Source organism: Desulforhabdus sp. TSK (assembly GCF_022836495.1).
Classification (GTDB): domain Bacteria; phylum Desulfobacterota; class Syntrophobacteria; order Syntrophobacterales; family Syntrophobacteraceae; genus Desulforhabdus.
Genome location: NZ_BQXM01000017.1, coordinates 76,227 through 100,374, shown reverse-complemented (window position 1 = coordinate 100,374; position 24,148 = coordinate 76,227). Strand labels below are relative to the sequence as shown.

At 59.7% G+C, this 24,148-nt stretch carries 22 protein-coding genes, 1 pseudogene and 1 riboswitch; of the genes and pseudogenes, 13 read left to right on the top strand and 10 right to left on the bottom strand.

What is annotated here, in order from left to right; all coding sequences use genetic code 11:
- Positions 1 to 125: 125 nt before the first annotated feature.
- The 4 genes and pseudogenes from MWC30_RS11895 to MWC30_RS11880 all read left to right on the top strand — a co-directional run.
- A pseudogene (locus tag MWC30_RS11895) lies at positions 126 to 1,664 on the top strand (efflux RND transporter permease subunit); the annotation flags it as partial.
- Positions 1,665 to 1,791: 127 nt separating this feature from the next.
- Entirely contained in the window at positions 1,792 to 1,980 is a 189-nt protein-coding gene (locus MWC30_RS11890; protein ID WP_244084401.1) for a TolC family protein, read from the top strand.
- Between the two features lie 154 nt (positions 1,981 to 2,134).
- Positions 2,135 to 3,979: a glycogen/starch synthase gene (locus MWC30_RS11885; protein WP_244084400.1), complete on the top strand. Its 1,845-nt coding sequence runs from the start codon at positions 2,135 to 2,137 to the stop codon at positions 3,977 to 3,979.
- A 44-nt stretch (positions 3,980 to 4,023) separates the two neighbouring features.
- Positions 4,024 to 4,530, top strand: coding sequence for a DUF6125 family protein (locus MWC30_RS11880; RefSeq protein WP_244084399.1), 507 nt, complete (start codon positions 4,024 to 4,026; stop codon positions 4,528 to 4,530).
- 91 nt (positions 4,531 to 4,621) lie between these two features.
- On the opposite strand, the gene MWC30_RS11875 is transcribed toward MWC30_RS11880, so the two are convergent.
- From MWC30_RS11875 to MWC30_RS11865, 3 genes are read right to left on the bottom strand one after another with little or no spacing between them, the layout of a single operon-like run.
- Positions 4,622 to 5,428 carry a nucleotidyltransferase family protein gene (locus MWC30_RS11875; RefSeq protein WP_244084398.1) on the bottom strand — a complete coding sequence of 269 codons (807 nt, stop codon included), beginning with the start codon at positions 5,426 to 5,428 and terminating at the stop codon, positions 4,622 to 4,624.
- A 7-nt stretch (positions 5,429 to 5,435) separates the two neighbouring features.
- Complete coding sequence (locus tag MWC30_RS11870) at positions 5,436 to 6,572, bottom strand: hypothetical protein (RefSeq protein WP_244084397.1); 1,137 nt, start codon at positions 6,570 to 6,572, stop codon at positions 5,436 to 5,438.
- A gap of 22 nt (positions 6,573 to 6,594) precedes the next feature.
- Positions 6,595 to 7,356, bottom strand: a complete 762-nt coding sequence (locus MWC30_RS11865) for a sugar phosphate nucleotidyltransferase (RefSeq protein WP_244084396.1) — start codon at positions 7,354 to 7,356, stop codon at positions 6,595 to 6,597.
- Positions 7,357 to 7,532: 176 nt separating this feature from the next.
- Between MWC30_RS11865 and MWC30_RS11860 the strand changes: the two genes are divergently transcribed.
- The 3 genes from MWC30_RS11860 to lptG are packed head-to-tail and all read left to right on the top strand — an operon-like array spanning position 7,533 to position 9,696.
- Positions 7,533 to 8,363 carry an LptF/LptG family permease gene (locus MWC30_RS11860; RefSeq protein WP_254006169.1) on the top strand — a complete coding sequence of 277 codons (831 nt, stop codon included), beginning with the start codon at positions 7,533 to 7,535 and terminating at the stop codon, positions 8,361 to 8,363.
- Complete coding sequence (locus tag MWC30_RS22480) at positions 8,363 to 8,635, top strand: LptF/LptG family permease (RefSeq protein WP_254006168.1); 273 nt, start codon at positions 8,363 to 8,365, stop codon at positions 8,633 to 8,635. The genes MWC30_RS11860 and MWC30_RS22480 overlap by 1 nt, the downstream gene beginning before the upstream one ends.
- The gene (lptG, locus tag MWC30_RS11855; RefSeq protein WP_244084395.1) at positions 8,632 to 9,696 is read left to right on the top strand and encodes an LPS export ABC transporter permease LptG; all 1,065 of its coding nucleotides are present in this window, start codon (positions 8,632 to 8,634) and stop codon (positions 9,694 to 9,696) included. Before MWC30_RS22480 ends, lptG begins: the two co-directional genes overlap by 4 nt.
- A gap of 50 nt (positions 9,697 to 9,746) precedes the next feature.
- Here lptG and MWC30_RS11850 read toward each other — a convergent pair whose 3' ends face one another.
- Complete coding sequence (locus MWC30_RS11850; protein WP_244084394.1) at positions 9,747 to 10,736, bottom strand: metallophosphoesterase; 990 nt, start codon at positions 10,734 to 10,736, stop codon at positions 9,747 to 9,749.
- 77 nt (positions 10,737 to 10,813) lie between these two features.
- On the opposite strand from MWC30_RS11850, the gene MWC30_RS11845 reads away from it, so the two are divergent.
- From MWC30_RS11845 to MWC30_RS11835, 3 genes are read left to right on the top strand one after another with little or no spacing between them, the layout of a single operon-like run.
- Positions 10,814 to 12,013: a CDP-alcohol phosphatidyltransferase family protein gene (locus MWC30_RS11845; protein ID WP_244084393.1), complete on the top strand. Its 1,200-nt coding sequence runs from the start codon at positions 10,814 to 10,816 to the stop codon at positions 12,011 to 12,013.
- Between the two features lie 8 nt (positions 12,014 to 12,021).
- Positions 12,022 to 13,032: a diacylglycerol kinase family protein gene (locus MWC30_RS11840; protein WP_244084392.1), complete on the top strand. Its 1,011-nt coding sequence runs from the start codon at positions 12,022 to 12,024 to the stop codon at positions 13,030 to 13,032.
- A gap of 22 nt (positions 13,033 to 13,054) precedes the next feature.
- Complete coding sequence (locus MWC30_RS11835; protein ID WP_244084391.1) at positions 13,055 to 14,002, top strand: hypothetical protein; 948 nt, start codon at positions 13,055 to 13,057, stop codon at positions 14,000 to 14,002.
- 3 nt (positions 14,003 to 14,005) lie between these two features.
- Here the strand turns inward: MWC30_RS11835 and MWC30_RS11830 are convergent, their stop codons facing one another.
- Positions 14,006 to 14,731 (bottom strand): hypothetical protein, encoded by a 726-nt coding sequence (locus tag MWC30_RS11830; protein WP_244084390.1) that lies wholly within the window; start codon positions 14,729 to 14,731, stop codon positions 14,006 to 14,008.
- Between the two features lie 32 nt (positions 14,732 to 14,763).
- Positions 14,764 to 16,491 carry an ABC transporter ATP-binding protein gene (locus MWC30_RS11825; protein WP_244084389.1) on the bottom strand — a complete coding sequence of 576 codons (1,728 nt, stop codon included), beginning with the start codon at positions 16,489 to 16,491 and terminating at the stop codon, positions 14,764 to 14,766.
- Between the two features lie 304 nt (positions 16,492 to 16,795).
- On the opposite strand from MWC30_RS11825, the gene MWC30_RS11820 reads away from it, so the two are divergent.
- From MWC30_RS11820 to MWC30_RS11810, 3 genes are all read left to right on the top strand, one after another.
- Positions 16,796 to 17,866 (top strand): phospholipase D-like domain-containing protein, encoded by a 1,071-nt coding sequence (locus tag MWC30_RS11820; protein ID WP_244084388.1) that lies wholly within the window; start codon positions 16,796 to 16,798, stop codon positions 17,864 to 17,866.
- Positions 17,863 to 19,041 carry a glycosyltransferase family 4 protein gene (locus MWC30_RS11815; protein ID WP_244084387.1) on the top strand — a complete coding sequence of 393 codons (1,179 nt, stop codon included), beginning with the start codon at positions 17,863 to 17,865 and terminating at the stop codon, positions 19,039 to 19,041. The genes MWC30_RS11820 and MWC30_RS11815 overlap by 4 nt, the downstream gene beginning before the upstream one ends.
- Positions 19,042 to 19,188: 147 nt before the next feature.
- Complete coding sequence (locus MWC30_RS11810) at positions 19,189 to 20,337, top strand: mitochondrial fission ELM1 family protein (protein ID WP_244084386.1); 1,149 nt, start codon at positions 19,189 to 19,191, stop codon at positions 20,335 to 20,337.
- Positions 20,338 to 20,470: 133 nt separating this feature from the next.
- Here MWC30_RS11810 and MWC30_RS11805 read toward each other — a convergent pair whose 3' ends face one another.
- The 4 genes from MWC30_RS11805 to MWC30_RS11790 all read right to left on the bottom strand — a co-directional run bounded on the left by MWC30_RS11805 (position 20,471) and on the right by MWC30_RS11790 (position 24,145).
- Complete coding sequence (locus MWC30_RS11805) at positions 20,471 to 21,646, bottom strand: MFS transporter (RefSeq protein WP_244084385.1); 1,176 nt, start codon at positions 21,644 to 21,646, stop codon at positions 20,471 to 20,473.
- Complete coding sequence (locus MWC30_RS11800) at positions 21,591 to 21,941, bottom strand: hypothetical protein (RefSeq protein WP_244084384.1); 351 nt, start codon at positions 21,939 to 21,941, stop codon at positions 21,591 to 21,593. The genes MWC30_RS11805 and MWC30_RS11800 overlap by 56 nt, the downstream gene beginning before the upstream one ends.
- Before the next feature lie 102 nt (positions 21,942 to 22,043).
- A riboswitch (Fluoride riboswitch) is annotated at positions 22,044 to 22,112 on the bottom strand.
- Between the two features lie 122 nt (positions 22,113 to 22,234).
- Complete coding sequence (locus MWC30_RS11795; protein WP_244084383.1) at positions 22,235 to 22,945, bottom strand: hypothetical protein; 711 nt, start codon at positions 22,943 to 22,945, stop codon at positions 22,235 to 22,237.
- Between the two features lie 24 nt (positions 22,946 to 22,969).
- Entirely contained in the window at positions 22,970 to 24,145 is a 1,176-nt protein-coding gene (locus MWC30_RS11790; RefSeq protein WP_244084382.1) for an aminotransferase class I/II-fold pyridoxal phosphate-dependent enzyme, read from the bottom strand.
- Between the last annotated feature and the right edge of the window lie 3 nt (positions 24,146 to 24,148).

The window sequence follows — 24,148 nt, the reverse complement described above, 5'->3', positions numbered from 1 at the left end:
TCGGATAATGGCTTTACGTACTTCACGCAGGCTCCTCGTAGAGGCTTTGACATTAACATCGTAATATCACTTATCCGATTTCGTTCATCATATCAACTTTGTTTGAAAATATTTGCTTGGGTACTTATGTTCTCCTGGCGGCGGCTCTCGGCTTTCTTTTCCAGCGAATGCCCACCGCTTACCTCCCCAGTGAAGATCAGGGGATCATGTTTGTTCAGGCAGCGATGCCTGAGGGTTCAACTCTGGAGCAGACCGAGCAGGTCATGAATCAAGTACGAAACCATTTTCTGGTGGATGAAAAGGAAGCGGTAGGCTCCTGCTTCACGCTTGCCGGCCGGAGCTTTTCAGGAACAGGGCAGAACGTGGGGCTGGCATTCGTTCAGCTGAAGGACTGGAACTTGCGCCGCAGGGCCGACCTGAAAGTCAATGCCCTGGTGAAACGCGCCATGGGAAAGTTCTCTCAGATTCGTAATGCCAGGGTATTCGCCTTCCCACCGCCGGCAGTCCTGGAGCTCGGACAGGCGGGTGGATTCGACTTCCAGCTGCAGGACCGGAGCGGACTGGGTCATGAAGCCTTGATGGCGGCCCGCAACCAGTTGCTCGGCATGGCCTCCAAGGATCCGAGGCTGACCCGTGTGCGCCCCAACGGCCTGGAGGATGTCCCCCAATACCGCATCGATGTGGATTGGCAAAAGGCCGGTGCATTGGGGGTTCCCATTGATTCTATTCACACGACCATCTCTGCGGCATTTGGCGGCGCCTATGTCAATGACTTCATCCAGGGAGGGCGAGTCAAACGGGTATACGTTCAGGCCGACGCCCCGTATCGCATGCTGCCAAAAGATCTGGAACGCCTTTATGTCCGCAATGGTGCCGGCACAATGACCCCTTTCACCTCTTTCGCCACCGGCCACTGGTTTTATGGATCGCCGAGGCTGGAGCGTTTCAACAGCTTTCCATCATTGAACATCTGGGGTGAACCGGCGCCGGGGAAGAGCTCGGGGGAGGCGATGCAGGCCATGGAAGAAATCGCCTCGAAATTGCCCCGGGGCATCGGGTTTGACTGGACAGGCCTCTCCTACCAGGAACGGATGTCGAAGTCCCAGGCTCCGCTGCTGTACGCCTTTTCCATGATCGTGATTTTTCTGTGCCTTGCAGCCCTTTATGAGAGCTGGACGCTTCCCATTTCCATCATGCTGACTCTGCCGCTGGGGGTGATCGGCAGCATTGCGGCCGCATCACTCCGTGGATTCCCCAACGATGTCTATTGCCAGATCGGGCTCCTCACCGTCCTCGGTCTGACGACAAAAAACGCCATCTTGATCGTTCAGTTCGCCATGGACAAGGTCAAGGAAGGCATGGGACTGATCGAAGCCACGCTGGAAGGTTCCAGGCTGAGGCTTCGCCCGATTGTCATGACATCACTTGCCTTCGGCTTCGGTGTTCTTCCCCTGGCGCTCGCCACCGGTGCCGGTGCGGGAGCGCAAACGGCCATCGGCACCGGCGTTCTGGGCGGGATGCTGGCCGCCACCTTCCTGGCGACTCCATTCATACCGCTGTTCTACGTGGTCGTGGTCCAGCTGTTCGGACGGATGTCTGGAACTACGCTGCCCGTGTCTCCATGCCGATTTTTGACCCTCGCGCCTGGTCGGCCCTCAAAGTGACCAAGGTACAGCGGGAGCTCGCGGTCTCACAATATGAAGGGGTGATCCAGGCGGCTTTCAGGGATGTGGCCGATGCCCTCGCCTTCAAGGGCACCGTGGGGACCAGCTCCTGGCACAGGAGTCTCTCGTGGAAGCTACCGAGGAAACCTACCAGCTCTCGTTCGCCAGGTACGAAAAGGGCACCGACACCTATCTGAGCGTGCTGGATGCTCAGCGCTCGCTCTATTCGGCGCAGCAGGGGCTCATCAACATTCGCCTGGCCAAGGCCGGCAACGCGGTGCGGCTTTACGCGGTCCTGGGCGGCGGGGCGGATTAGGGTGCGGCGATTTGCCGGCGATCTGCTTTTTTCTCTGGCTCGGTGCGGCGCCGTTTGTGCTATATTTTTAAACTATGAATCGCCGGCACATCCACCGTAAGCGTTTTGCCGCCTACCCCAAAAATAAGCGAGTCGAAAAGCGATGGATCAACACATGAACAAGCTACGCATTGCCATTGCCGCATGGGAGCCGGGCCGCGCCAAGACCGGCCTGGGAGCTCAGATCGGAGGTCTGGGAGTCATCATCGAGGAGCTGCCCGCGGAGCTCATCAAGGCCGCCGCCAGGCAGGGAATAAAGCTGGAAATCGAAGTCCTCACCCCCTGCTTCGCTCAGTACGACAGGACCCGTTTGAAGAAGCTTAGCGGTCGCTATCCGGCTAAATTGTCGGACATAACCTTCGAATTCGACGCCTACGAGCATGTCTTTGACGACGGGATCAAACAGGTTTACTTCTGGGACGAAGGGCAGCTGAACTGGACCACGTCCAGCGCCATCTATCCCCAGGATCCACAGATGGCCCTGCGTCTTTACGCATCCGTTTCTCAGGCCATGGCCGGGTACATCCGGGGGCACTCTTTCGACACCATTCACCTCCATGACTACCACGTGGGGCTCCTGCCCTTCTACCTGGGAGACGACATCCTCGAGAAAACCCCCATCCACCTGACCATTCACAACGCCACCTACCAGGGGATCACCCCCCTGGTGGACGGCGGCTACAGTTCCCTCGACCGGATCGCTCTGCCCGGCAGGGACCTCTTCCACCAGTATTTCGACTTTTTCGACAACCTCAACCTCATGAAAGCCTGCATGCTCAAGGTGCACCAGTGCGGGGGGAAGATCACAACGGTCAGCGGCGACATTGCCGGGACGTGGGGATATGCGGCGGAGCTCCGGCAGAACCACGCGGAAATCTACAGCAGGGCCTTCATGCAGAAGGGCAGCGCGCCGGGCGAAGTCTTCGTGCCCAACCTCCACCTGAACCTTTTTGAAAAACTCCCCATTGCCGGCATTACCAACGGCATGAGCGACCGAAACCGGCCGGAGAACCTTCCCGAGCTCAAGAGCGAAGTGTTGAATGCTTTGCAGGAGCAGCAGAAAAAGGCCGGCAGGGAGGAGCCGCTCTTCAGGAACCCTGTCACCCAGAGAGAAATGCTGACGCGTGACCACTCCTTCAATGCGGAGCAGATGGAAGTCAAAGGGGAGTTGAAGCGGCTGCTCCACCTGGAAGCTTTCGGCTCCGAGCCCGAGGGTGACCCTATCCTCCTGACGGCGGTAGGCCGCCTCGTGGACCAAAAAAACCTGGGCCTGGTGGCCTCCATCGTGGAGCGGACGCTCTGGTACGACCCCCAGGCGAAATTCATCATCCTGGCTTCCGCCACCTCAGGCGATCCCGCCGGTATGGCCGACGAAGCGGAGTTCGCCCATCTCGCCTACTGGTACCGGGACCGGGTTTTCTTCCATAACACGTTCAACCTGCCCCTTTCCAAGCTCATCCTGGCGGGGGGCGATTTCTGCCTCATCCCCTCGCGCTTCGAACCGTGCGGCCTCGTGGACTACGAGGCCAGCCTCCTGGGCAACATCGTCATCGGCAGAGCGACGGGCGGCCTGACGAAGGTGAGCCACTGCGCCTATCTCTACGATTGGCTCGACATTTCGGACCGCATGGGCGAAGCCGGCGCCTTCTTCAGCAGAATCACGGCAGCTATCGACAATTACCGGCGCCACCCGGAATGGCACAGGACGCTCATACGCACCGCCATGGACATCGACGCCTCCTGGGACACGTCCGCCGCTCAATATCTGGGCATGTACCGCTATGGGTTTCTCATGAAGCAGTGGCACGCAAAGCGGAAAAGCCTCATCTCAGACTTCACCGGATCGTTGGGCAAGAACCTGGAGACTTTCGCGGCATTTTTCATTCCCGGCAAGGAAGAGTATGGCGACGCCTTCGACTGGCAGTTGAAAAAAGCTTTGACGGCTGGCACAAGGGTATAGAGCATCACCCAGGTAAAGAAGTCTCACTTGAAGGGAGGGAGGATATGAACCTCGAAGTCTTCGAACAGATGGAAGCCCCCGAGCTGCGCAGCTACGTGGAATTCCTGCTGTGGCATTACAGAGTTGTGGACGCTTTCTGGTTCATTCGAACAGAGGAGAGATTCGACCTGTCAACGGCCGAAAGCATCAACCAGGAAGTGTGGGGAAAGGTGGCGGGCATGGCAGCCCGGGCCATCAGGGAACGTTTCTCCATCCGTGAAGGCGGACTGTCGGGTTTTCTGAAAGCATTGAAGCTCTTTCCCTGGACACCCCTGGTGGGCTACGACATTCGGGAGATGCCCGAGGGCATCCTCCTCACCGCTCCCCACTGCCCCCCTCAAGAGGCCCGTATCAAACGAGGGATCGGCGAATACAGCTGCAGGGAAATGCATTACGATGAGTTCTCGGCCTTCGCCAGGGAAATCGATCCCGCCATCCGTGTGGAATGCCTCTACGCACCGCCCGATCCCCACCCGGACGACCATTTTTGCAAATGGCGGTTTACAGTGTAGCGTTTCCTCAACAATAATGGGGGGTTTAGGGTTTGCTTCCAGCCACTTACACCCCCCTATCCCCCTCAAGGGCGGAATCGGATTAGCCACGTCACGCTAATCTGCGATGAACCAGAATTTCCTCCGCAAGCACCCAGTCTTCCAGCTTGTCCACATCGACAGCCGCCTCAGGTTGGGGCATCCAGACGACTCCCGCACGAGCACCCATGAGGGTGGAAAGGCGGGCAAGGCCCTCCTGGAGGGTCAGGCGCCCCAGCAGATAGCGCAGAATCGCCCCGAAGCCCAGCGCCTTGACTATTTTCAGGGGATGCTTGCGCTGCTCCTCCACCCTCCGCCAGAATGTCGCCGCCTGTCTGCCCCTGGGCGTGAGAAAGGCAAAGAGATTGCACCCACAGTAGCCTCCGTCGCGCAGGCGGGTGACGGTGCGACGGCTCCCGGGAAAGGCCGATGCGACGAGATCGGAGTGCGCCAGACCTGCAACGACGTCACAGCTGGATGCCATGGCCTCGAGACAAAAGCCGTCCACCATTTGGGGGGTCAGCAGCGCATGGTCGGCGGTGGTCACCAGCACGGGCTCATTCTGAGGCAGCGCGTTGCAGGCAGCCCGGGTGCTCAAGCTCGGTGACGATTCGTTCTCTACCCAACGGACTTTTCCTGAAGCAATCAACCCGTCGAGCTCCGGTTCCCGACCGCGAAGGCGAGAGGAGGAGCCGCAGACCAGGCGGGCATCGATGCTCGATGCCTGCTCCAGGGCATGGAGCACCCGCAGGATCATGGGGCGCCCACCCACCGGCACCAGGGCTTTACAGTCGACTCCCGCCGCCCCGGCGACGGGGTCCTCAGGCCCTCGGTCCCCCGCGAGGACAACGGCAGCGAATTTCCCGCACGGATCGATCATATCTCTCTCAGGCCAGGTCTTTCTGATAGATGCGATAGCGCTTATAAGGCTCTCCACCGATGGATTCGATGATGCTGCACATGCCCTTGTTGCTCTCCAGGATCCAGGACAGCTCGACATCTTCAATGCCGTGACGACGTCCCGCTTTCTGCAGGGAGGTGATCATCATCAACGCCAGCGCGGCGCCCATCCGGCTTCCCTGGAAACGCCGCCGCACGCCCATCAGGGGCACACGGGCGCTCTTCACGCCTCTGACCTTGAGACGCCACAACAACTTGAGCCATCCCAGCGGCAGGAGTCGCCCGTTCAGATCCCTGATGGCCTCGTTGAGGTTTGGGAAGAGCAGCATCATGGCAGCCGGTTCACCATCGACCTCGGCAATGCGGACAAATTCGGGGGGCACAAGGAGCTTGAGATTCCTGCCCATCTCGGAGAATTCCTCCGCCGTGAAGGGCAAAAACCCCCAGTTGTTCGACCACGCATCTTCGAAGATGTTCTGGATGATGGCCAGATCTTGGGAGAATTGCCCAGGATGGAGCGGACGAAGGTGCACGCGCGCCGCAAAGCGGCGCATCAGCGCCTCCAGATGGGGCGGCGTCGCAAAGTCGTACCGTATGCGGTACGCCAGGAGATCCTGGGCACCGGTGAACCCCAGTTCTTCCATGCGCGTGGAATAACAAGGCAGGGCATGCCCCATCATAATCACCGGCGGAGTGTCGAAGCCCTCCACGAGCAGACCGCATTCCTCGTTGATGGAAAGGTTGAAGGGCCCAAGGATGCTCCGCATCCCCTGCCGGCGCAGCCAGCCCTGGGCTGCCTCGAAAAGACCGTGAAAAACCGCCTCATCGTCCCGCGCCTCCAGCAGGCCGAAAAAGCCTGTTCCATCGCCGTAGCGCTGCAGGTGCAGGCGGTCTACCTGGGCACTGATGCGCCCCACGGTCTCTCTCCCGCGCCGGGCGATCCAGGCACGGAAATCCGCGTGGCGGAAATAGGGATTGCCTTTGGACAGGTGATGCCTGCGCTCGAGGAGTAAAGGCGGGACCCAGGCTGGATCGTGCCCGTAAAGAGCCCAGGGAAGGCGCAGGAAATCGCGGAGATCTTTCTCCCGGTGCACCGGAATGATTTCAACCGGTTGGATGATCAAACGCGCTCCTCTGAAGACTCTTTCAGGCCAGTGCACCGCACCGACTGCTCTTTTGTCTTCCAGCAATGCCGCGCACCACGTCCTCGGCATGCTCCAAATCGGCGGGGCAATCCACCTCCCCCCAGGCCAGTCCCTGAATGCAGCAGGTCCAGACGGGCTTCAGCTGCGCCAGTTCATCGATGACCGAAAGGTACCAGCGCTTCAGAGCCGTCGGTTCACGCAGAGCTTCCTCCACGCTCCTGCGGAACAGGCCGGGCCCTTCCCCGCGGAACAGGAGCATGCCGATGGATTCCGCCTGGACCCGGTCGGAGGGAAGGTTTTTGCCGATGCGCACCAAGCGCTCGCCGTCAAGGATCACCTTCATATCGTCCGCGTCATAACGGTTCTTGCGATCGATGGTGACTGTGATGGGATATGGCGGTGAGTCAAGGAGCTTCTCCAGCACCGGAAACTCAAAGAGTGTATCGCCGTTGAGGAGGATGAAATCCTCCCGCATCTCTTCCCGGGCAATCCAGCAGCTCGCCAGGTTATCGGACACCGAAGAAAAGGGATTGAACAGGGTACGGATGCGGCCCTGGCCATACCGTAACTCCAGGAGCTTTTCGGCCTTGTCGGCCCCATAACCGAGAACGACGCAGATGTCTTCGACACCGCATCCAAGCAGCTCATCAATCTGCCATTCGATCATCGACTGACCGTAAAGGGTGATGGCGCATTTGGGTCGATCAGCAGTCAGGGGAAGCAGCCTCTTGCCCTGACCGGCACTGAGAATCAACGCTTTCAAGCTTTTTCGATCTCCACTTGGGTTCTTGGCAGCCGGCAGTCTTGTCGTATACCATCCGGCATGATAGGATACGCTGGATTTTTTTAAATAAAGAAAATACTGGCAGGGGTCAAGAAGAATTCCGGTCCCACTATCCCTTGTGCTCCTTGCGGGCACACGATTCGACACGAGCGACATTGATCCTGGAACGATACATAATTCGGGAGATTTCCACGCCCCTGGTGGGTATCTGCGCGGTATTGATCATGATCTTCGCCGGATACAGCGCCGTCAAATTCCTCAACGATGCCGTCAACGGCCTGCTCTCGGGCGGAACGGTCGTCAAGCTGGTCGCCCTCAAGGTGATCATCGCCTTTGAAGTCCTGCTTCCGGTGACACTCTACCTGGCCGTCGTCCTCGCCCTGGGCCGACTCTACGCCGACTCCGAGATCACCGCCATGGAAGCCTGCGGTTTCAGCCACAAACGGATCATCCTCTCCATTCTGCTCCTCGCTCTGCCTCTGTCCCTGGGCGTGACGGGGCTTTCTCTCTATGCCCGCCCCTGGGCTTACCAGAAATTCTATGCGTTAGAGTCCGGAGCCCGGGATGCCTTCGATTTCGCTAAGGTGGAGGCCGGCCGATTCTACGAAATGGATGAGCACCTGGTTTTTTTTGCCGAAGCGTTTGACCAGGCAACAGGCCAAGCCCACCATGTGTGGATCTGGGAGCTCCGGTCCAGCAGGCGGAAGGTCACCTGCGCCCGGAATGCTTACCAGATCAACGGCCCTGGGGAGGGGCAGCGGTCCATAGTCATGCAAAACGGCCACCACTACGTATTGAATTTGAAGACAGGCGCCGACAGTGTCGTCCGCTTCCAGGAAAACATCCTTCACCTTGAGCCCAGTCGGACCCCCCCCCCCAATACCGGCGCAAGGCCGCACCGACCGTCGAGCTGGCCCGATCCCCAGGTCCCGAGGATACGGCGGAGTTTCAGTGGCGTCTTTCCACCGGCCTTACGACCGTCCTGATGTGCCTGCTGGCAATTCCCCTCGGCCGCGCCGCTCCACGGGGCAGTAAGTACGGCAAGGTCACCGCAGCCATCATCCTCTTTTTTGTCTTTTACCACCTCAGCCTCATTGCCAAGACCTGGGTGGAAAAACAGATGGTGGGCACTCCGCCGGGAATCTGGTGGGTCACCCTCCTGCTGGCGGTCCTTGTGCTCGCGCTGCTCCCCGATCCATCCCCCCTGCGGCGCAGCATCCTGCGCCGCTTTCGACTCCGAAAGAGGATAGAGGCATGAAGATCCTCGATCGCTATCTCGCCGGGAGATTTTTCAGCAGCTGGCTCAGCGTGAACCTGGTCCTGGCGGGGCTCTTCAGCTTCCTGGAACTGGCCAGGCAGCTGGACGACGTCGGCAAGGGGCGCTATGCCGTGCGCGACGCCCTGCTGTACGTGGCCCTCACCCTGCCCGGGCGCATGATGGATCTGGCCCCGCCCTGCACTCTGATCGCCTGCATCATCGCCCTGGGCCTGCTGGCCAGGAACCTCGAGCTCCTCGCTTTGAGGACGAGCGGAATTTCCATGCAGCGCGTCGGCTGGGCCTTTGCACGGCCCGCCCTCCTCATGGTGCTCTCGCTCCTGGTGGGGGCTCAGTTCATCATCCCCATCCTGGAGCAGGCGGCATGGACCCTGCGAGAGACGGCCCTGGCGGAGTCGGGAACGATGCTGCCTCATGGAGGCTTCTGGACCCGCGATGAAAAGCGATTCGTCAACCTGCGCTCAGCCCGGGACACCGGACTGCAGGACGTCGACATCTATGAACTGGATGACCAGGGGCAACTGAGCGCATACATCCATGCCCGGGAAACGCATATCGATGCGGAGGGAAACTGGTCACTTCACGAGGTGCAGCGGAAGGTCATCACCGATCGGGGAACCTCGGCCGGCGAAATGCCCCAGCTCGTTCTTTCCGATCTCCTCACCAGCAAACAGGCCGCCTTGCTGGCTATGCCTCCTCAAACCCTTTCTCTCACGGAACTGCTCACCCTCATCACCAATCTCCAGAAAAGAGAGCAGAATGCCGAACGCTACCGGCTGGCCCTTTGGCAAAAGTTGAGCCTTCCGGTCATGGCGGCGGCAATGATCGTCATCTCCCTGCCCTTCGTGTGCGGACCAACCCGCGGCGGCAGCCTCGGCAGGAACATCATGGTGGGCTCCATCATGGGCGTGGCGATCTTCTTTCTCAACCAGATCCTGGGCTACACCGGCCTGATCCTAAACATTTCCCCCTTCTGGACGACTCTGTTCCCCGCAGCCGCCGTTTTGGCCGCCGGGATCTTCCTGACACGGAAAATGGACTGAGGCAAGTCATTGGCATCCTCTGCACGGGAAAAACCTCACCGGGGCTCTCATCAGGGCCTCTGGACCGGCAGGAAGAGCTCCCTTTCCCGGGCCATGACAAACCGGTCGTCGGCGGCAGAGTAAACGCGCTCTGTCAGCAGCATCACCCATCCGTCCCCTCTGCGCTCGAACCGACACAGATGATAGCGGGCGGCACGCTGCCGATTCGAAGGGGAATGGGAGGCCGACGGGACACCGAAGACGGGAATATTCTTCGTCCCGGCAACCAGCCGGTGCGCCATGGAAAGGTGCGCATGCCCGTGAAGAATCACCTCGGCCCCCTGACGGCCGAGGACCTCGGCAAGTAGCCCGGCATCGGTCAAGCGCTTGCGCCGGGCGATACTGCCTGGAACCGGTGGATGGTGCAGCAAAACAATGCGCAGGAGCCCCCGTCGCCCCGTCTCCTCCAGGATTTTTTCAAAGCGCGCCAACTGCCCGCGTCCGAGACTCCCCACGGCAAGAAAGGGGGCGCTGGGCCGGGCGCTGGAAAGTCCGATCAATGCCGCAGGACCTCGCACCCGAAGCATCGGGTAGGTCCCGTCCGCCGCAGGTTCATCGCCGGCCAGGTAGGCCGCCCATTCCCTGAAGGTCTCTTCCCAGGGCTCAGGGACATAAGCATCGTGATTGCCGGGAATGACGGTGATCCTGTCCGGCGCGCCGAGCTGCTGCAGCCATCGGGCGGCCTGGCGAAATTCATCGGGCAGTCCCAGGTGCGTCAAATCGCCCGTCACGGCCACATGGTCGGGGGACACCTCCCCTATGTCACGGAGCAGCGCATCGAGGATATGCGGGCAGTGGACATGGCGCCGACGATGATACCAGGAGAGGTAGCCCAGGAGACGTTTGTTGAGGAGGGCTGTAAAAGGGACACCCTTCAATGAAGAGAGATGGGGATCGGAAAAGTGGGCGAGGACAAAGACATTCCCTCCGCCCTCGTCGGTCGTTACGCTTCTTTCTCCCGGCGCCTCGCAAAGATTCGGCTTTACAGCGATTGTTTCCATGGAATAAAGTACTGTGCTATTTTTGCAACAGGATAGATCCATAGCCATAGATCCCGAGAACTTGCGAAAGCTCATCCATGACCGTACATGCCCATATCATCCATGAGTCGCCTGTTCAACTGTGGGGGCTCTCCAATCGCCGGCGTCTCCAGCGCACGCTGAAAAAAATGAACGTCGTCAGCTGGATCGACGACCCCGGTGCGGCCGGCCCGGGAGACTCCATTCTTTTCCTGCGCGGGGATTACCTGTACGACGAGCGTCTCCTTCGGAATCTCGCTCAAAAACCCGGCACGGTGCTTCAAACCACCGCGGCGGATGGGAACACGTCCGTCGCCGCCCACGTCGCCGCCCTGGACGCAGCCGTCATCCGCGATTTTCTGACCGGAAGCACGAGCGCTGCGCTTCCCCCCTCCCTCTCTTTTGCAACCCCCCAGAGCCTTGGCGCGACGTATCACAAAGAGCTGCGCAAGATCGATCCGCCCTATCTTCTACCCATCACCGAAGAAAACAAGGAAAAGCTGGAAAAACGCTTGTTTTCAGGTTCATACAAAGGGGTTACCGACCTGGTGACCAAATGGATCTGGCCGTGGCCGGCTCAGCTGGCAACTCATTTCTGTGTCCGCAAGGGGATCACCCCCAACCAGGTCACGTCTCTGAGCCTGGTCCTGGTGCTGGTCGCAGCGTTGCTTTTCTACAATGGTTTTTTTGCCCTGGGACTGGCGGCGGCGTGGCTCATGACCTTCCTCGATACCGTCGACGGCAAGCTGGCGCGGGTCACGGTCAATTGGAGCACCTTCGGGCATTTCTTCGATCATGCCATCGACCTGATTTCTCCCCCTTTCTGGTACCTCCTCTGGGGATGGGGACTGGACAGCTGGCACCCGGGGATTCCCCTCTCATTGAACGCCGTACTTTGGCTGATTTTCGTCGGGTACATCGCTGGGCGCCTGGCCGAGGGAATCTTCAAGGGATTTCTCGAGCCGTCGGGCATTTTTTGCTGGCGCCCCCTCGACTCCTATTTCCGCCTCATCACGGGAAGGAGGAACCCCAACCTCATCCTGCTCACCACCGGACTGCTCGCCGGGCGGCCCGATCTGGGGCTCCTCGCCGTAGCCCTGTGGACGGCCGCTTCCAGCATCTTCCTGACGGGACGGCTGATCATGGGCTTTCGAGAGCACCGGAGGACCGGTTCCCTGCGCTCCTGGTTTCTGGACATCGATCCCGAAGCGAAAACACCCACACTGGCCCAGCGATGCTTCACCAACCGTCGGTCGTGAGGCAGCACATGCCCATCCGAGAAGACATCCTTCGACCAGCCCGCGGAAACCACGCCCCGCGCCGCCCCATGACCCTCGGGATGATCACCAATCCTCTCAGCGGGGGGAACAAGAAAGGGATCCAAGGGGTCAGAGCATTCCTGGCCCAAAATCCCGGGATGCACCACGGCATGGCCGTCACGCCGGCGGATGTGAGCGGACTTCTGGCCGATTTTTCCGAGCGGGGAGTCGAGCTCCTGGTCGTCAACGGCGGTGACGGCACCGTTCAGGCTGTCCTGACAGCCCTTTTCGGGCGATCGCTTTTTCCCATCCCCCCCGTCCTGGCACTCCTGCGGGCAGGAACCACCAGTATGCTGGCCCGCGACGTCGGGGTGCGGGGAAAGCCGCCCGACGCCCTGGCCAAGATCCACGCATGGAACATGGACGCAGGCCGGAGCAATCGCGCCATTCTCGAACGTCCCATTATGAGGGTCAGTCAAGAAGGCCGGTCGAAACCTGTCTGCGGAATGTTCTTCGGCTCCGGCGCCATCCTCCAGGGCATCGATCTCTGCCACGGCAGCATGAATCCGAGGGGCATACGCGGCGAGCTCATGCCCGGGCTGGTCATGGCCAGACTGGTGTCGGCCTTCCTGGCGGGAAACGAGAAGCTCCTGCCCCCAACCGAAATGCTGATAGGTCTCGAAGGAAGGCAGGCGAGCCGGCAAAGATATCTCTTCGCCCTGGTCACCACCCTGGAGCGCCTCTTTCTCGGCCTGCGCCCTTTCTGGGGGAACGAACATGCACCGCTGCACTTCACGGCGGTAAAATCCAAGTCAGCGCATTTGCTGCGCAACCTGCCCTTTCTACTGCGCGGCCGGCACACTGCCACCGCCTCGCCCGAGAACGGTTTTTTCAGCCACAACGTCCAGCGCGTCCGCCTCGATTTCAGGGGCCGGTTCACTCTCGACGGCGAGATCTTCGAGGCAGGAGCGCCCCTGACGGTTGAGTCAGCCGGCCCGGCCCGGTTTCTCCACATTTGACCTCCGGGAGGGCAAATCCCCCGTGAAGAAGGACGATTCCTTAAAAAACCGGGTGCGAGAATGGAGCACCCGCACCCCTCCGCCGGAGATCGCCCCTCTGCTCGAGGCGGTTCGGCGGCGTCATGACGGCATCGCCGCCGTGCTGTTCTATGGCTCCTGCCTGCGCACGCTTCGAGCCGATGAGGGCATCGCCGACTTGTACCTCCTCGTGGACGATTACGGCAAAGCCTTGCGCTCGCCCCTCCAGGCCCTCCTGAATCGCCTGCTGCCGCCCAACGTTTTCTACTTCCAAGTCCCATGGGACGGGAAGACGCTGCGTGCCAAATACGCTGTCCTCACCCTCCGGGATTTTGCGAAAGGAGCGGGCCGCTGGTTTCATTCCTATATCTGGGGGCGCTTTGCCCAGCCGTCCGGCCTCATCTACGTCCGGAGTGCCCGAGACGCTCTGCAGGTGCAGGAAGCTCTCGCCCGCGCCGTCTGTACCTTCATCGAAAAAGTCCTGCCTCAGGCCCCGGAAACCTTCACCATCCGCGACCTTTGGGCGACAGGGCTGAGTCTCACCTACCGCTGTGAACTGCGCTCGGAAAAACCTGCAGCCGTCGCCCGCCTCTTCGACGCCGCCCCGGAATACTATGAAGCCGTCACGCGGGAGGCTCTGAAAGCCCTCGGCCTTCCCGTGGAGATCCTGCCCGGTGAGGGCCCCGTCCGCTTCCGATCGGGCATTTCTCCCCGGGAAAGACGGCGCAACGGCCTCGCCTGGCGCCTCCGCATGGCGCAGGGAAAAGGGCTTTCCGTCCTGAGGCTGCTCAAAGGCTCGCTCACCTTTGAAAACGGGTTGGATTACATCCTGTGGAAGATCGAACGGCATTCCGGCGAACGGATCGCGGTGGGTCCCACTCTGCGCCGCTTTCCCCGACTGGCCGCCTGCGTGACACTCTGGAGGCTGTTTCGCAGAGGGGCGTTCCGTTAAACCTCACTTCCAACTGTCCAATTTTTTGCGTGCCCTCTCCAGATCCTCTGCTTCCGAGGCGAAGGTGACCGGCAGGGCCAGCGCGAGCCGCAACTGCTGGAGCGCCGCTTCACGCTTTCCCATGCGATAGTAGACCTTGGCCAGGCTGTACCGATGGACTATGCGGTCTTTTTTTGCGATGGCCTCCAGCAGAAGCTCTTCAGCCTTCTTCAGCGAGGCTTCCGGCAGGCTGCCATAGACAAGTGTCACCAGCGCCCTGGTCCAGCCATCCAGGGAGGCGACCTTATAATGCCACCGGCTGAGCACCAACATGGAAATGTCGTCGTCGGGATCGAGAGAGAGGGCTTTTTCGATATTTTCCTTGATCTGTAGTGAAAGGCGGATCTGTGTCTCCACATCGGCATCTTCCGCCTGCGCCCCTTGGGCAACGGCCAGCCATTTGTACCCTTCATCGCTTTGGGGATCGGCCTGGATAGTCTGCCGGGCCAGTTCCGCCGCTCGACAGAAATGGGCCGATCGCTCCTTCCTGTCTGCACTAGCAAGACCGAGCTCATATTGATCATATGCTTTGCGCCAGAGCTCCCCCTCTACCCTGGAGGACTCGCATTCCATCCGACTCTGCTGCCGGAGATCCGCTTCTCCCTTCCCTCCCTCAAGGGCGGCGAGAAAAGCAGCCGATGACGGATCAGTGCCGCCGATGATGACCAGGGAACAAGCTAAATAAATCATGCAAAAAAGAGTCTGCTTCAATTTCTACCTTTCTACATGCCTCCGGCTGAAGCCCGAGCGGAAACAGACCGATCCACCGACACCGTTTTGTCCTGGATGCGGTAGACCCGGTCCACAACCTCCACCAAGGCTGGCTGATGAGAGATGGCAAGCAGGGTGACCCGGCCGCGCAGGCCCATGAGCGTGCTGCAGATGGCCCTTTCGCTCTCGGGGTCGAGGGCACTGGTGGCCTCGTCGAGAATCAGGAGCGCCGGGCGATGGGCAAGAGCCCTGGCGATGGCGATGCGCTGGCGCTGTCCACCCGAAAGCCTGGAACCGCGCTCCCCCACGATGGTGCGCATGCCGTCCGGCATGGCCGCAACGAACTCCCAGGCCCCGGCGGCACGCAGCGCATCCTCGGCCTCGGCCTCCCCGATGGACGAATCCCCCAGGGTGACATTGGCCAGAATGGAATCGTGAAGCAGCACCGCGTCCTGCGGAACATAGCCGATCTGCCGCCTCCAGAATTTCACATCCATTCGTCCCATGGGCACGGCGTCGACGAGCACTTCTCCCCCTTGGGGACGCAGCAGTCCGCACACCAAGTCCACCAGGGTGGTTTTTCCCGCGCCTGAGGGCCCGACGACCGCCGTGAAGCTGCCGGCGGGGATCTCCAGGGACACCCCTTCCAAAACCGGAGCCCCCGCGTAACTGAAGCTGACGTCTTCTAAGCGGAGGCTCTTCTTCAAGCTCACGGTTTCCCGCCCCAGGTCCACCTCCTTCTGCCCCCGTGCTTCGTCGATTTTTTTCCGCAGGGACCAGAAGGCACTCTCGCAGCTCGCCATTTCCTGCTGCCTGCCCTGCACCTTTCCCAATTCCTTCAGCAGGCGGGCCAGCAGGAAGACCAGCACCATGACGGTTGGAAGGCTGTGATTCCACACCACCAGGGTCGCATAGAGTCCGACCACGACCAGCAGCATCAGGATCGGCTCCTGCATGCTCTTGAGCACCGCTTTGCTGTACACCTGCCTGCGCAGGGCGTGGTTGAGCTTGACGGCATCGGTCTCGAGCAATCCTTCGGCCAGCTGCTCACGCCCCATGGCCTTGAGAGGCTTGACCGATTGCAGACTGTCGGTCAAACGGGCAAGGAGGGACTGCAGCAGGGCGGTCTCCTGCCTGCCGGCCCTTTTGGTTTGACGCACCAGACGATTGAGGACAGCCAGCAGCAGGCAGCCGGCGGCAAATGCCGCCATGCTCGCTTTCCAGGAGACCAGCAGCGCCACGGTAGCATAAACGACGGACTGCACCAGATACGTGATGGCCAGGGACCCGTGAAAGTAGGCCTGGGAAGCCCGCATGACCTCCGTGGCCGCGGCATTCGCCAGGCTCCCCATGGACTGACTCAGGTAGTATTCCCATCGGGTGCCAAGCAGAGCACGCAGCAGTTCGAGTCGCAGGTCGGTGGCCACGTGGGCAACGGTGTACCCGACTTTTTTATCGGCCAGCAGTACCAGTGCGCTTTTCAGAAGCACCCCGACAAGAACGACCATGAGGAGCGATGGGACCGTCGGCGTTATCCCCAGGGACTGGAGGGCGTTCGTGACGACCTGCCCCATCCCTGATCCGGGTGCCCCGGCCGCACCACCCCCGACTGCGAGGTTGAGGATCGGCAGGAGTGCCGTCAGGCTGAACCCCTCCACCACTCCGGCCAGAAGGAGGGCCAGGAGCATGACCAGGGTGTGGCGGGGGTAGGCCCGGGCAAAATGCAGCATGAGACGCATGGAATTATCCTTGAACTTTTCAGATGAAAGAATACTATTCCAGATCGAAGACTTTTATAACACAGCAGCTTCCGCGGGAGAAACGGACACGACCCTTCCCTCCCCAAAAGGTCGAATTATACTCCAAACGGATGGGACACTGACTCATTGATGATCCTGTAGGAACGGCTTCCAGCCGCGATAGAAACAGCCGGCTCTCCATAGAGTCGCGGCTGGAAGCCGCTCCTACAAAAGTGAAGATTTTAACCGTTCTCAGATACATCCAGGGAAAAGAGTCCCTTTGCGCCTGGTGCAGCGGATTTCCATGATATCACCTTTTGGACAAATCACTCCACCCTGCCGCGTCTTTTTTGGAGGACCGGACCTCCCACCCCGCGCGCTGCGCGATCTGCTGCATTCTCACGTCTCTTCCGTGCCGGCCGGTGGTGAGATTTTTTGGGCGACTTATTATTTCCGCGACGAGGCACTGGCCGGTGCCCTCGTGCAGGCCAGGAAACGCGGTGTCTCGGTCCGTTTGACCCTGGAAGCCCACCCGCGCACACCGCAGGTTAATCGCCCCGTCATGGAAATGCTCCAGCGCGCGGGCAACCTCGGTGATCATGTCAGGCCGCTGAGGCACATCTGGCCGGACAACTTGGCCCCAAGGATACCCCGCTTGCACATCAAGCTCTATTATTTCAGTCATCCCGAACCGCATGCTCTGGTCGGCACCTTCAACCCTTCCGGCAACCAGCCTGAAGATCCCGATGTCATCGCGGAAATCGGCGATCAGGACCGCGGACACAACTATCTCGTGGAGATCACCGACAGCCGGCTCGTCCAGCCCCTCCGAGATCATGCCCTCCTCCTGCACACCCAGCTCCACGGTCCCTGGGAACGCCTGCTGCCCAGCAACAACAGGGTCCTCCAGGCAGGTGACACTTGCCTTTATCTTTTCCCGCGCCTGCTGCGCGATGTCCTCCGGCAAGAGTTACTCACGCTGCCGACAGGAACGACTCTGCGCATGGCGGTTTCCCACATGAACGATATGAGGATAGCTAAAACTTTGGGCCTCTTAGCAAAGCGCGGGATAAGCTTGGAAATTCTCGCCCACGATACGGAACGACGGGTCCCACGGCGGATTGAGGATCGGCTCGGCGAACATCTCGTCTTTCGCCGCTACTCCCATCCCGAAGGACTGCCCATGCACAACAAATTCATTCTCATCGATACCCTCCGATGCCGGAAGGTCGTTTTCGGCAGCATGAATCTGTCCAAAAGCTCTCTTCACGCCAACCACGAACTGCTGGCGATTTCGACCTCGCCCTTTCTGTACGAGGCATTTCGAGATCGATGGGATCAGATGATGCACGAGGCAGAGGCGATGAGGTCATGAGCCTCTTGAATGAAGGGGGCAGCCAGCCTGTTGAAATGAAAACCGAAGGGCGACCGCTTAAAATCGTTATGGTCGATTCCCACGCCTCCGTCCACCGCGGCGGTGCGGTGCAGTGCGCCTCCCTCGCCCACGCCCTCGCCCGACGGGGCCACAGGGTGACCTGTATTTTCGACGGGCCAGCTCACCGGCCTCTGGTCGGAGCCTGGTTTGAAAACCTGCAAAACGTCGGTGTCCAGGTTCTCCGCCTCGGCCTGAAAAACCCTGCCGGCATGGTGCGGCTGCGGCGGTTCCTGTCTGAAGACCCGCCGGATATCCTCCACACCCACAAGAACCGGGCTCTTTTTTTCGCCTATTTCGCAACGCTGGGAATGCGCCGCCCTGCCTGGGCGGCAAACCGCGGCACCGTCTATCCCCTGTCCCGCAACCGCCTCGCTCATTTCATCCACCGTCGCCATGTGCAGCGCATCTGTGCCGTCTCACACGCCGTCAGGGACGCTCTCCTGGCCGATGGCATCATGGGGGAGAAGGTGGACGTCGTCTATGGAAGCTTCGACCCGGATCGCTTTCATCCCGGCATTTCCGGGGACGCTGTGCGCCGCGCCTGGCAGATGCCTTCACAAACGACCCTTGTAGGGCTCATCGGTTCCCTGAGCACTCCCAAAAAAGGGCATCCCATTCTCATCCAAGCGGCCGCGCATCTCAGGGAAAGACGTCCCGACGTGCATTTTATGCTCATCGGCGAAGGCGACCCCGGCCCCCTTCAGTCTACGGCATCTTCCCTGGGGGTGGCCGATCGCGTCATCTTCACGGGCTTCATCGAAGATATTCCCTCCGCCCTGGCCGCTCTGGATATCGTCGTCTGCGCCTCCCTGCGCGGCGAGGGGCTGACGGGAGCCCTGCGCGAAGCCCTCGCCATGGCCCGCCCCGTCATTTCCAGCGATGTGGCGGGAAACCGAGAACTGGTCATAGACCAACGCACCGGCCTGCTGGTCCCTCCCGGCGACGCCGCAGCCCTGGCCCAAGCCATCGACCGGATGCTCCAGGACGGGGAATTGGCACGGGGCTGTGCCGCCAGGGGCAGAGCGCGTGTCCTCGATCTCTGCACCGACGCCAGGCGGGCAGACCATGTGGAAAAAATCTACCACGAACTGCTTTCGGGGCCGTCCGGGGGGTAATGTTGCTGACCTAACGTCACCCCGGTGAAAACCGGGGTCCAGAAAGTCTTTATTTTCCTGGATTCCGGCTTTCGCCGGAATGACGAACGTTGGTTAAGTCAACAACATTGCCTCCAAGCGGTAGGACTCATTCCGGAAACACGACCCATGGACATGGATATCAGGAAGAATGACAGACCTTTTTCACCCGACCGGGTGTGGGTGCTGACCAATCCGCATCCCGGCAATCGGATCCAGGCAATCGGCCTGGCCGATGCCTTGGGATGGCCGTATGAGGTCAAGGAGCTTCATTTCACAAAAAGAGCCCGATGGCTGGGCTTCCTGCCGTTTCTGCCCCTCACCTTTGGACTGGACCGCAGGAAATCGTCTCCCCTGAAGCCCCCATGGCCGGATCTGGTCATCGGGGTCGGGCGAAGCACGGCGTCCATCACCCGCTGGATTGGCCGTGCCAGCAAGGGAAGCACACGCACTGTCCAGCTCGGGCGTGGTGGAGGAGCCGTGGCCGGGCGGTATGACGCGGTCGTCACCCCGCTGCACTGCCGGATGCCGCCCGATGCCAGGCGCTACGATACGCTTGCGCCCCTCCATTCCATTGCGTTGCAGCAGCTTGCGGAAGCAAGCAGGCAGTGGCCCGAGCTTTTAAACAGCGCGCCACGACCCGTCGTGGGTCTTGTGGTAGGGGGAGATGCTCCCCGTTTTCGGCTGAACGCCGAGGCCTCGGCAGAGATGGCTTCACGCGTGCGGGAATGGGCTGAAGCGAGCGGCGGATGTGTCCTGGCCGTCACCAGCCGGCGCACCAGCCGGGGAGCCACAGAGGCGTTGCAGTCGATACTCGTCCCGCCGCACCGCGTTTACACCTGGCAGCCCGAGGGGAGGGCAAATCCCTACCGCGCCCTGCTGGCACAAGCCGACGTGCTGGTTGTTACCGGCGAAAGCGAATCCATGCTGGCCGAAGCGGCGGCTACGGCAGCGCCTCTTTACATCTACCCGGTGGTTGAGATCAAATCCAGGCGGATCGGCAGTCGCCTGCGCGAAGAGTGCGCTCGTCGGGCTCACGCGGCTTTTTCCAAAGAGAAAAAGCAGGGAAAAGCCCCCGGCCTCGTGGACGCGGCATGCGCCTGGATGCTGCGGCACGGTCTCCTTCGCCCGCGCCGGGACATGAACATGCTGCACCACGCCCTGTTTGCCTGCGGCCGGGCCCGCCCCTTCGGAGAACCGCTGCAAACGGCGCGTCAGCAGCCCCTTCCGCCTGAAGCGCCTCAAGTGGCGGCCTGGCTCAAAAAAATCCTGGTGTGAAACCCACACACCTATCCGCTCTGCCTTCCCCCAGACAGCCGGCTCCTCATAGAGTCGCGGCTGGAAGCCGCTCCTACGAAAGTCAAGATTCTAACCGTTCGCAGTGTAGCATTTCATTTATCTCTGCTTCGGATCAGGCCGACTCATGCATGGGGCAAGCGGTCGGAGTCAATCGCGGAACGACAAGAAACATACCTGAAGCAGCCAGGATGCCCATTACCCCCCCAAAATAGAAGGGAGCTTCGGGACCGATCATCTTCCACAGGAATCCTCCAATGAGCGAAGCGGGCAGCAGTCCAATCCCCACGAGGGTCGCATGGATCCCCAGCATTGTGGCACGGCTTTCACTGGGGCACAGTTCAGCCACCAGCGCTTTTTCCACTCCCTCCGTCAAACCGCTGTATAGCCCGTAGACTCCGAACAGGAACCAAACGTGAAATCTCTGGGATGCAAGGGCAAACCCAAAGTAGACCAGTCCGTAAAAGACATATCCAAGTACAAGGAGGGTTTTCCTGCCGATATGATCTGAAAGTCGCCCTGCGGGATAGGCACTCACCGTATAGGCGATGTTGCTCACCAGGTAGGCCAGAATCACGTCCGCCGCCTCAAATCCCAGGTGGTTTGCCCGAAGGAGCAGGAACTGGTTGGATGAGTTGCCGAGGGTGAAAATAAAGGCCACGAGAAAAAAGGCCTTCAGGCGCGGGCTGAGAGACCTCCATCCTGCCAGGGGAAGGACCTTGACTGCTCCCTTGCCCGGCTTTTCTTCCTGAACCCGGAAAAGCAGGAGGACCCCGATGATAGCGGGAATCATGGAAAGCAAAAAAATCCTCCTGTACTGCCCCTGCGTCGCCGTGAAAAGATAGTACGCAACGGCGATACCGACCACGGCTCCCAGAGTGTCCATGGCCCTGTGGAGCCCGAAGGAATGGCCCAACCGATTTGCATCGGATGCCTCGACGATGAGAGCGTCTCTTGGGGCTGTTCGCAGCCCTTTGCCGAACCGGTCCACGACACGCCCGGCAAGCACCCACCCCCAGGAAGCGGCAAAATAGAGAAACAGCTTTCCCACCGTGGCCGAACCGTAACCCAGGATGGCGAGGGGCTTCCGCCTCTGCATCCTGTCGGACAGGTAGCCCGAATAGGTCTTGAGAAGACTGGCGAGGCTCTCCGCAATGCCTTCGATGATGCCGACGATGGCCGGTGTCGCTCCTAAAACGCCTGTAAGGTAAAGAGACAGGAGCGGATAGACCATCTCACTGCTGACATCGGTCAAAAGACTCACCATGCCCAGGAGTAGAACCGTATTCATTTGTCCTCCTTACCTCATCCCATCCCAGACTGTTGGAAATATCCACGAAGGAATGCGGCGAGCTTTCCGGCGGGCTGAACACAATGGCTGTCGGGAGCAGATCCTCTCCCAGGAGCGCGTTGGTGAAGGTGGATTTGACCCGCTTGAACTGTCCCAGGATCACCAGGTTGAATGCCTCCTCTTTCAGCTTCGTCCCTATCTGGTCGAGAGCCTGCCGCTGTTCTTCACGGACCAGCGGCTTCAACGAGTCCACAGTAGTGAGCAGGCCCTGCTTTAAGAGATCATAATCGGCCATGAGTGTATCTCCCTCTCGGAAACGGGAAGAGAAATTCGGGCGCACGCCGCATGAGCTGAAGGGATCAGCATCCCCTAAAACAAAAAAACTTCTACCCCCTATGCGGAAGTAGAAGTCATCAGCCCCGAGCTTCTGGACGGTTATCCGGCAAACTTCATCACCTGACATATTTCGCGTGTGAAGTTTAGATTATCATCAGCATTGTGGAAACGCAAGAAACCTCCTGGGTCTTTGAGTCTTGTGAACACCCATTCATGGAAAAGGCCCACTCACCCGTTGCAACGGCTGAAGGCCTACAAAAAAAAGCCACCGCTTGGCATCTCCATCCCCACTGCAGCGGCGAGCTCCCCCAGGCGCCGTCTCCGTCTGAGCAGACTGTTCGAGGGCCGGGCGCGCAGCCCCAGCAATCTCCTCAGGAAGGTGTTGTTCTTTTGCATGAATTTGATTTCACGGCTGGCTTGAAGATGCTCGATTTTTGGCTCCAGCTTGGGATATTTTGATTTGAATTTATCAAAAATATAACAATACTCTGCAGGAAGTAAATCTACTTTGATTTTTTCAAATTTAATCCATTCATCCAGTATTTCCTGAAGCACGAATTGATCATACTTACCTCTGTTCTCAGGAAAATAAACCCTCGATCTCCACTCTTGCAACAAATCATGTACAACTTGATTATCCGCTAGATATATTGTTCCGGAAAGCAGCTCAAACTTTGATCCATTTTGGATGTAATGGATTGCAATGTCATGTTCAATATTGTTAAAGAAATATTCATCAATATCATGTATATACGCATCAATATCCAGGTACAATATGGGACCTGAATATAGATCTCGCATTTCGCATAAAAATGATGGTTTGTATGCCGTAGCTTGCAGCCACTCTGCCTTTTTTATTTTTCTGATATGGGCGGACCATCCGAGAAGAGATAACGACTTCTGGAATAACTCCACATGGAATCCATAAACTTCGTCATCGGTATAGAACGCAACAATTTGCATACAGTCACCTGCAGGATGGACGGTCTATTCCTTGAGGGCACGGAAGGCGGAGCAAATTCTCGTAATCTGATCCTCCGTGTGCGCCGCACTGACACTGCAACGCAGGAGACTCTTGCCTTCGGGGGCTGCCGGCGGCAGCACCAGGTTGACGTAGATTCCCTGATGGAGAAGCTGTTTCCAGGCGCCGAGCGTCTCTTCCTTCGATCCCATGTGGACGGCGACCACCGGCGTCGGTTCGGAACCGAGGCTGAAGCCCAGTTCCTCAAGCCCGTTATAGAGCCTGTGGGCATTCTGCCAGAGGCGTTCCCGCAGGTCCGTCCCGGCCGCGAGGATCTGCAGCGCCTGGCGAACTGAGGCGACCGTGGCCGGAGAAGGCGACGCGGTGAAGAGGTACGAACGGCTGGCATAACGCAACAGATCGAACTGGGGATGACTGCTGACGCAGAATCCGCCGATGGCCCCCAGGCTCTTGCTGAAAGTGCCGATGATGAAGTCCACATCCCCCAGGCAACCCGCTTCTTCGGCCAGCCCCCTGCCCTTTTGGCCGAGGACTCCCAGCGAATGCGCTTCATCCACCATCAGCCATGCGCCGTATTGCTTCTTCAGTGCAACGATTTCGGCCAGGGGAGCCCGGTCGCCGAGCATGCTGTAGATCCCCTCGACGATGATCAGCGTGCTCTTTGTTCGGTCTCCCAGGCGGCGAAGCCGCTTTTCGAGATCAGCAGCGCTGTTGTGACGGAAGCGGAGGATATCGGCGCCGCTCATGCGGCAGCCGTCATAGATGCTGGCATGACAGTCGGCGTCAATGAGGACGACGTCACCCGGACCGGTCAGGGTAGAAATGACTCCGAGGTTGGCGATAAATCCCGTGGAAAAGACAATGGCTTTGGGGCAGCCGAAGAACTCGGCCAGCTCCCTCTCCAGGGCCCGGTGGCCGGCGAAAGTTCCGTTGGCCATGCGCGAGCCCGTGGTTCCCGTCCCTTCCGTGCGGGTGGCGCGGCAGGCGGCTTCGATACACCGGGGATCGAAAGTCAGGCCGAGATAGTTGTTGGTGCCGGCCAGAAGGACTTCACGGCCGGCGATGCGGGCCTCTGTCGGCGACAGGATCTGTTCCATCTCCACGTTGAACGGATCGACGCCCAGATCCTCCAGAGCTTTGCGGGCGAGGCCGATGGCGTCAAACTTCTCGAAAAGTCCCATACC

Bases quoted from the DNA above. Each gene is read 5' to 3' on its own strand.
- MWC30_RS11885 (WP_244084400.1), top strand. From the start codon at position 2,135: ATGAACAAGCTACGCATTGCCATTGCCGCATGGGAGCCGGGCCGCGCC.
- MWC30_RS11880 (WP_244084399.1), top strand. From the start codon at position 4,024: ATGAACCTCGAAGTCTTCGAACAGATGGAAGCCCCCGAGCTGCGCAGC.
- MWC30_RS11875 (WP_244084398.1), bottom strand. From the start codon at position 5,428: ATGATCGATCCGTGCGGGAAATTCGCTGCCGTTGTCCTCGCGGGGGAC.
- MWC30_RS22480 (WP_254006168.1), top strand. From the start codon at position 8,363: ATGTGCCTGCTGGCAATTCCCCTCGGCCGCGCCGCTCCACGGGGCAGT.
- lptG (WP_244084395.1), top strand. From the start codon at position 8,632: ATGAAGATCCTCGATCGCTATCTCGCCGGGAGATTTTTCAGCAGCTGG.
- MWC30_RS11850 (WP_244084394.1), bottom strand. From the start codon at position 10,736: ATGGAAACAATCGCTGTAAAGCCGAATCTTTGCGAGGCGCCGGGAGAA.
- MWC30_RS11845 (WP_244084393.1), top strand. From the start codon at position 10,814: ATGACCGTACATGCCCATATCATCCATGAGTCGCCTGTTCAACTGTGG.
- MWC30_RS11840 (WP_244084392.1), top strand. From the start codon at position 12,022: ATGCCCATCCGAGAAGACATCCTTCGACCAGCCCGCGGAAACCACGCC.
- MWC30_RS11830 (WP_244084390.1), bottom strand. From the start codon at position 14,731: ATGATTTATTTAGCTTGTTCCCTGGTCATCATCGGCGGCACTGATCCG.
- MWC30_RS11825 (WP_244084389.1), bottom strand. From the start codon at position 16,491: ATGCGTCTCATGCTGCATTTTGCCCGGGCCTACCCCCGCCACACCCTG.
- MWC30_RS11820 (WP_244084388.1), top strand. From the start codon at position 16,796: ATGATATCACCTTTTGGACAAATCACTCCACCCTGCCGCGTCTTTTTT.
- MWC30_RS11815 (WP_244084387.1), top strand. From the start codon at position 17,863: ATGAGCCTCTTGAATGAAGGGGGCAGCCAGCCTGTTGAAATGAAAACC.
- MWC30_RS11810 (WP_244084386.1), top strand. From the start codon at position 19,189: ATGGACATGGATATCAGGAAGAATGACAGACCTTTTTCACCCGACCGG.
- MWC30_RS11805 (WP_244084385.1), bottom strand. From the start codon at position 21,646: ATGAATACGGTTCTACTCCTGGGCATGGTGAGTCTTTTGACCGATGTC.
- MWC30_RS11800 (WP_244084384.1), bottom strand. From the start codon at position 21,941: ATGGCCGATTATGATCTCTTAAAGCAGGGCCTGCTCACTACTGTGGAC.
- MWC30_RS11795 (WP_244084383.1), bottom strand. From the start codon at position 22,945: ATGCAAATTGTTGCGTTCTATACCGATGACGAAGTTTATGGATTCCAT.
- MWC30_RS11790 (WP_244084382.1), bottom strand. From the start codon at position 24,145: ATGGGACTTTTCGAGAAGTTTGACGCCATCGGCCTCGCCCGCAAAGCT.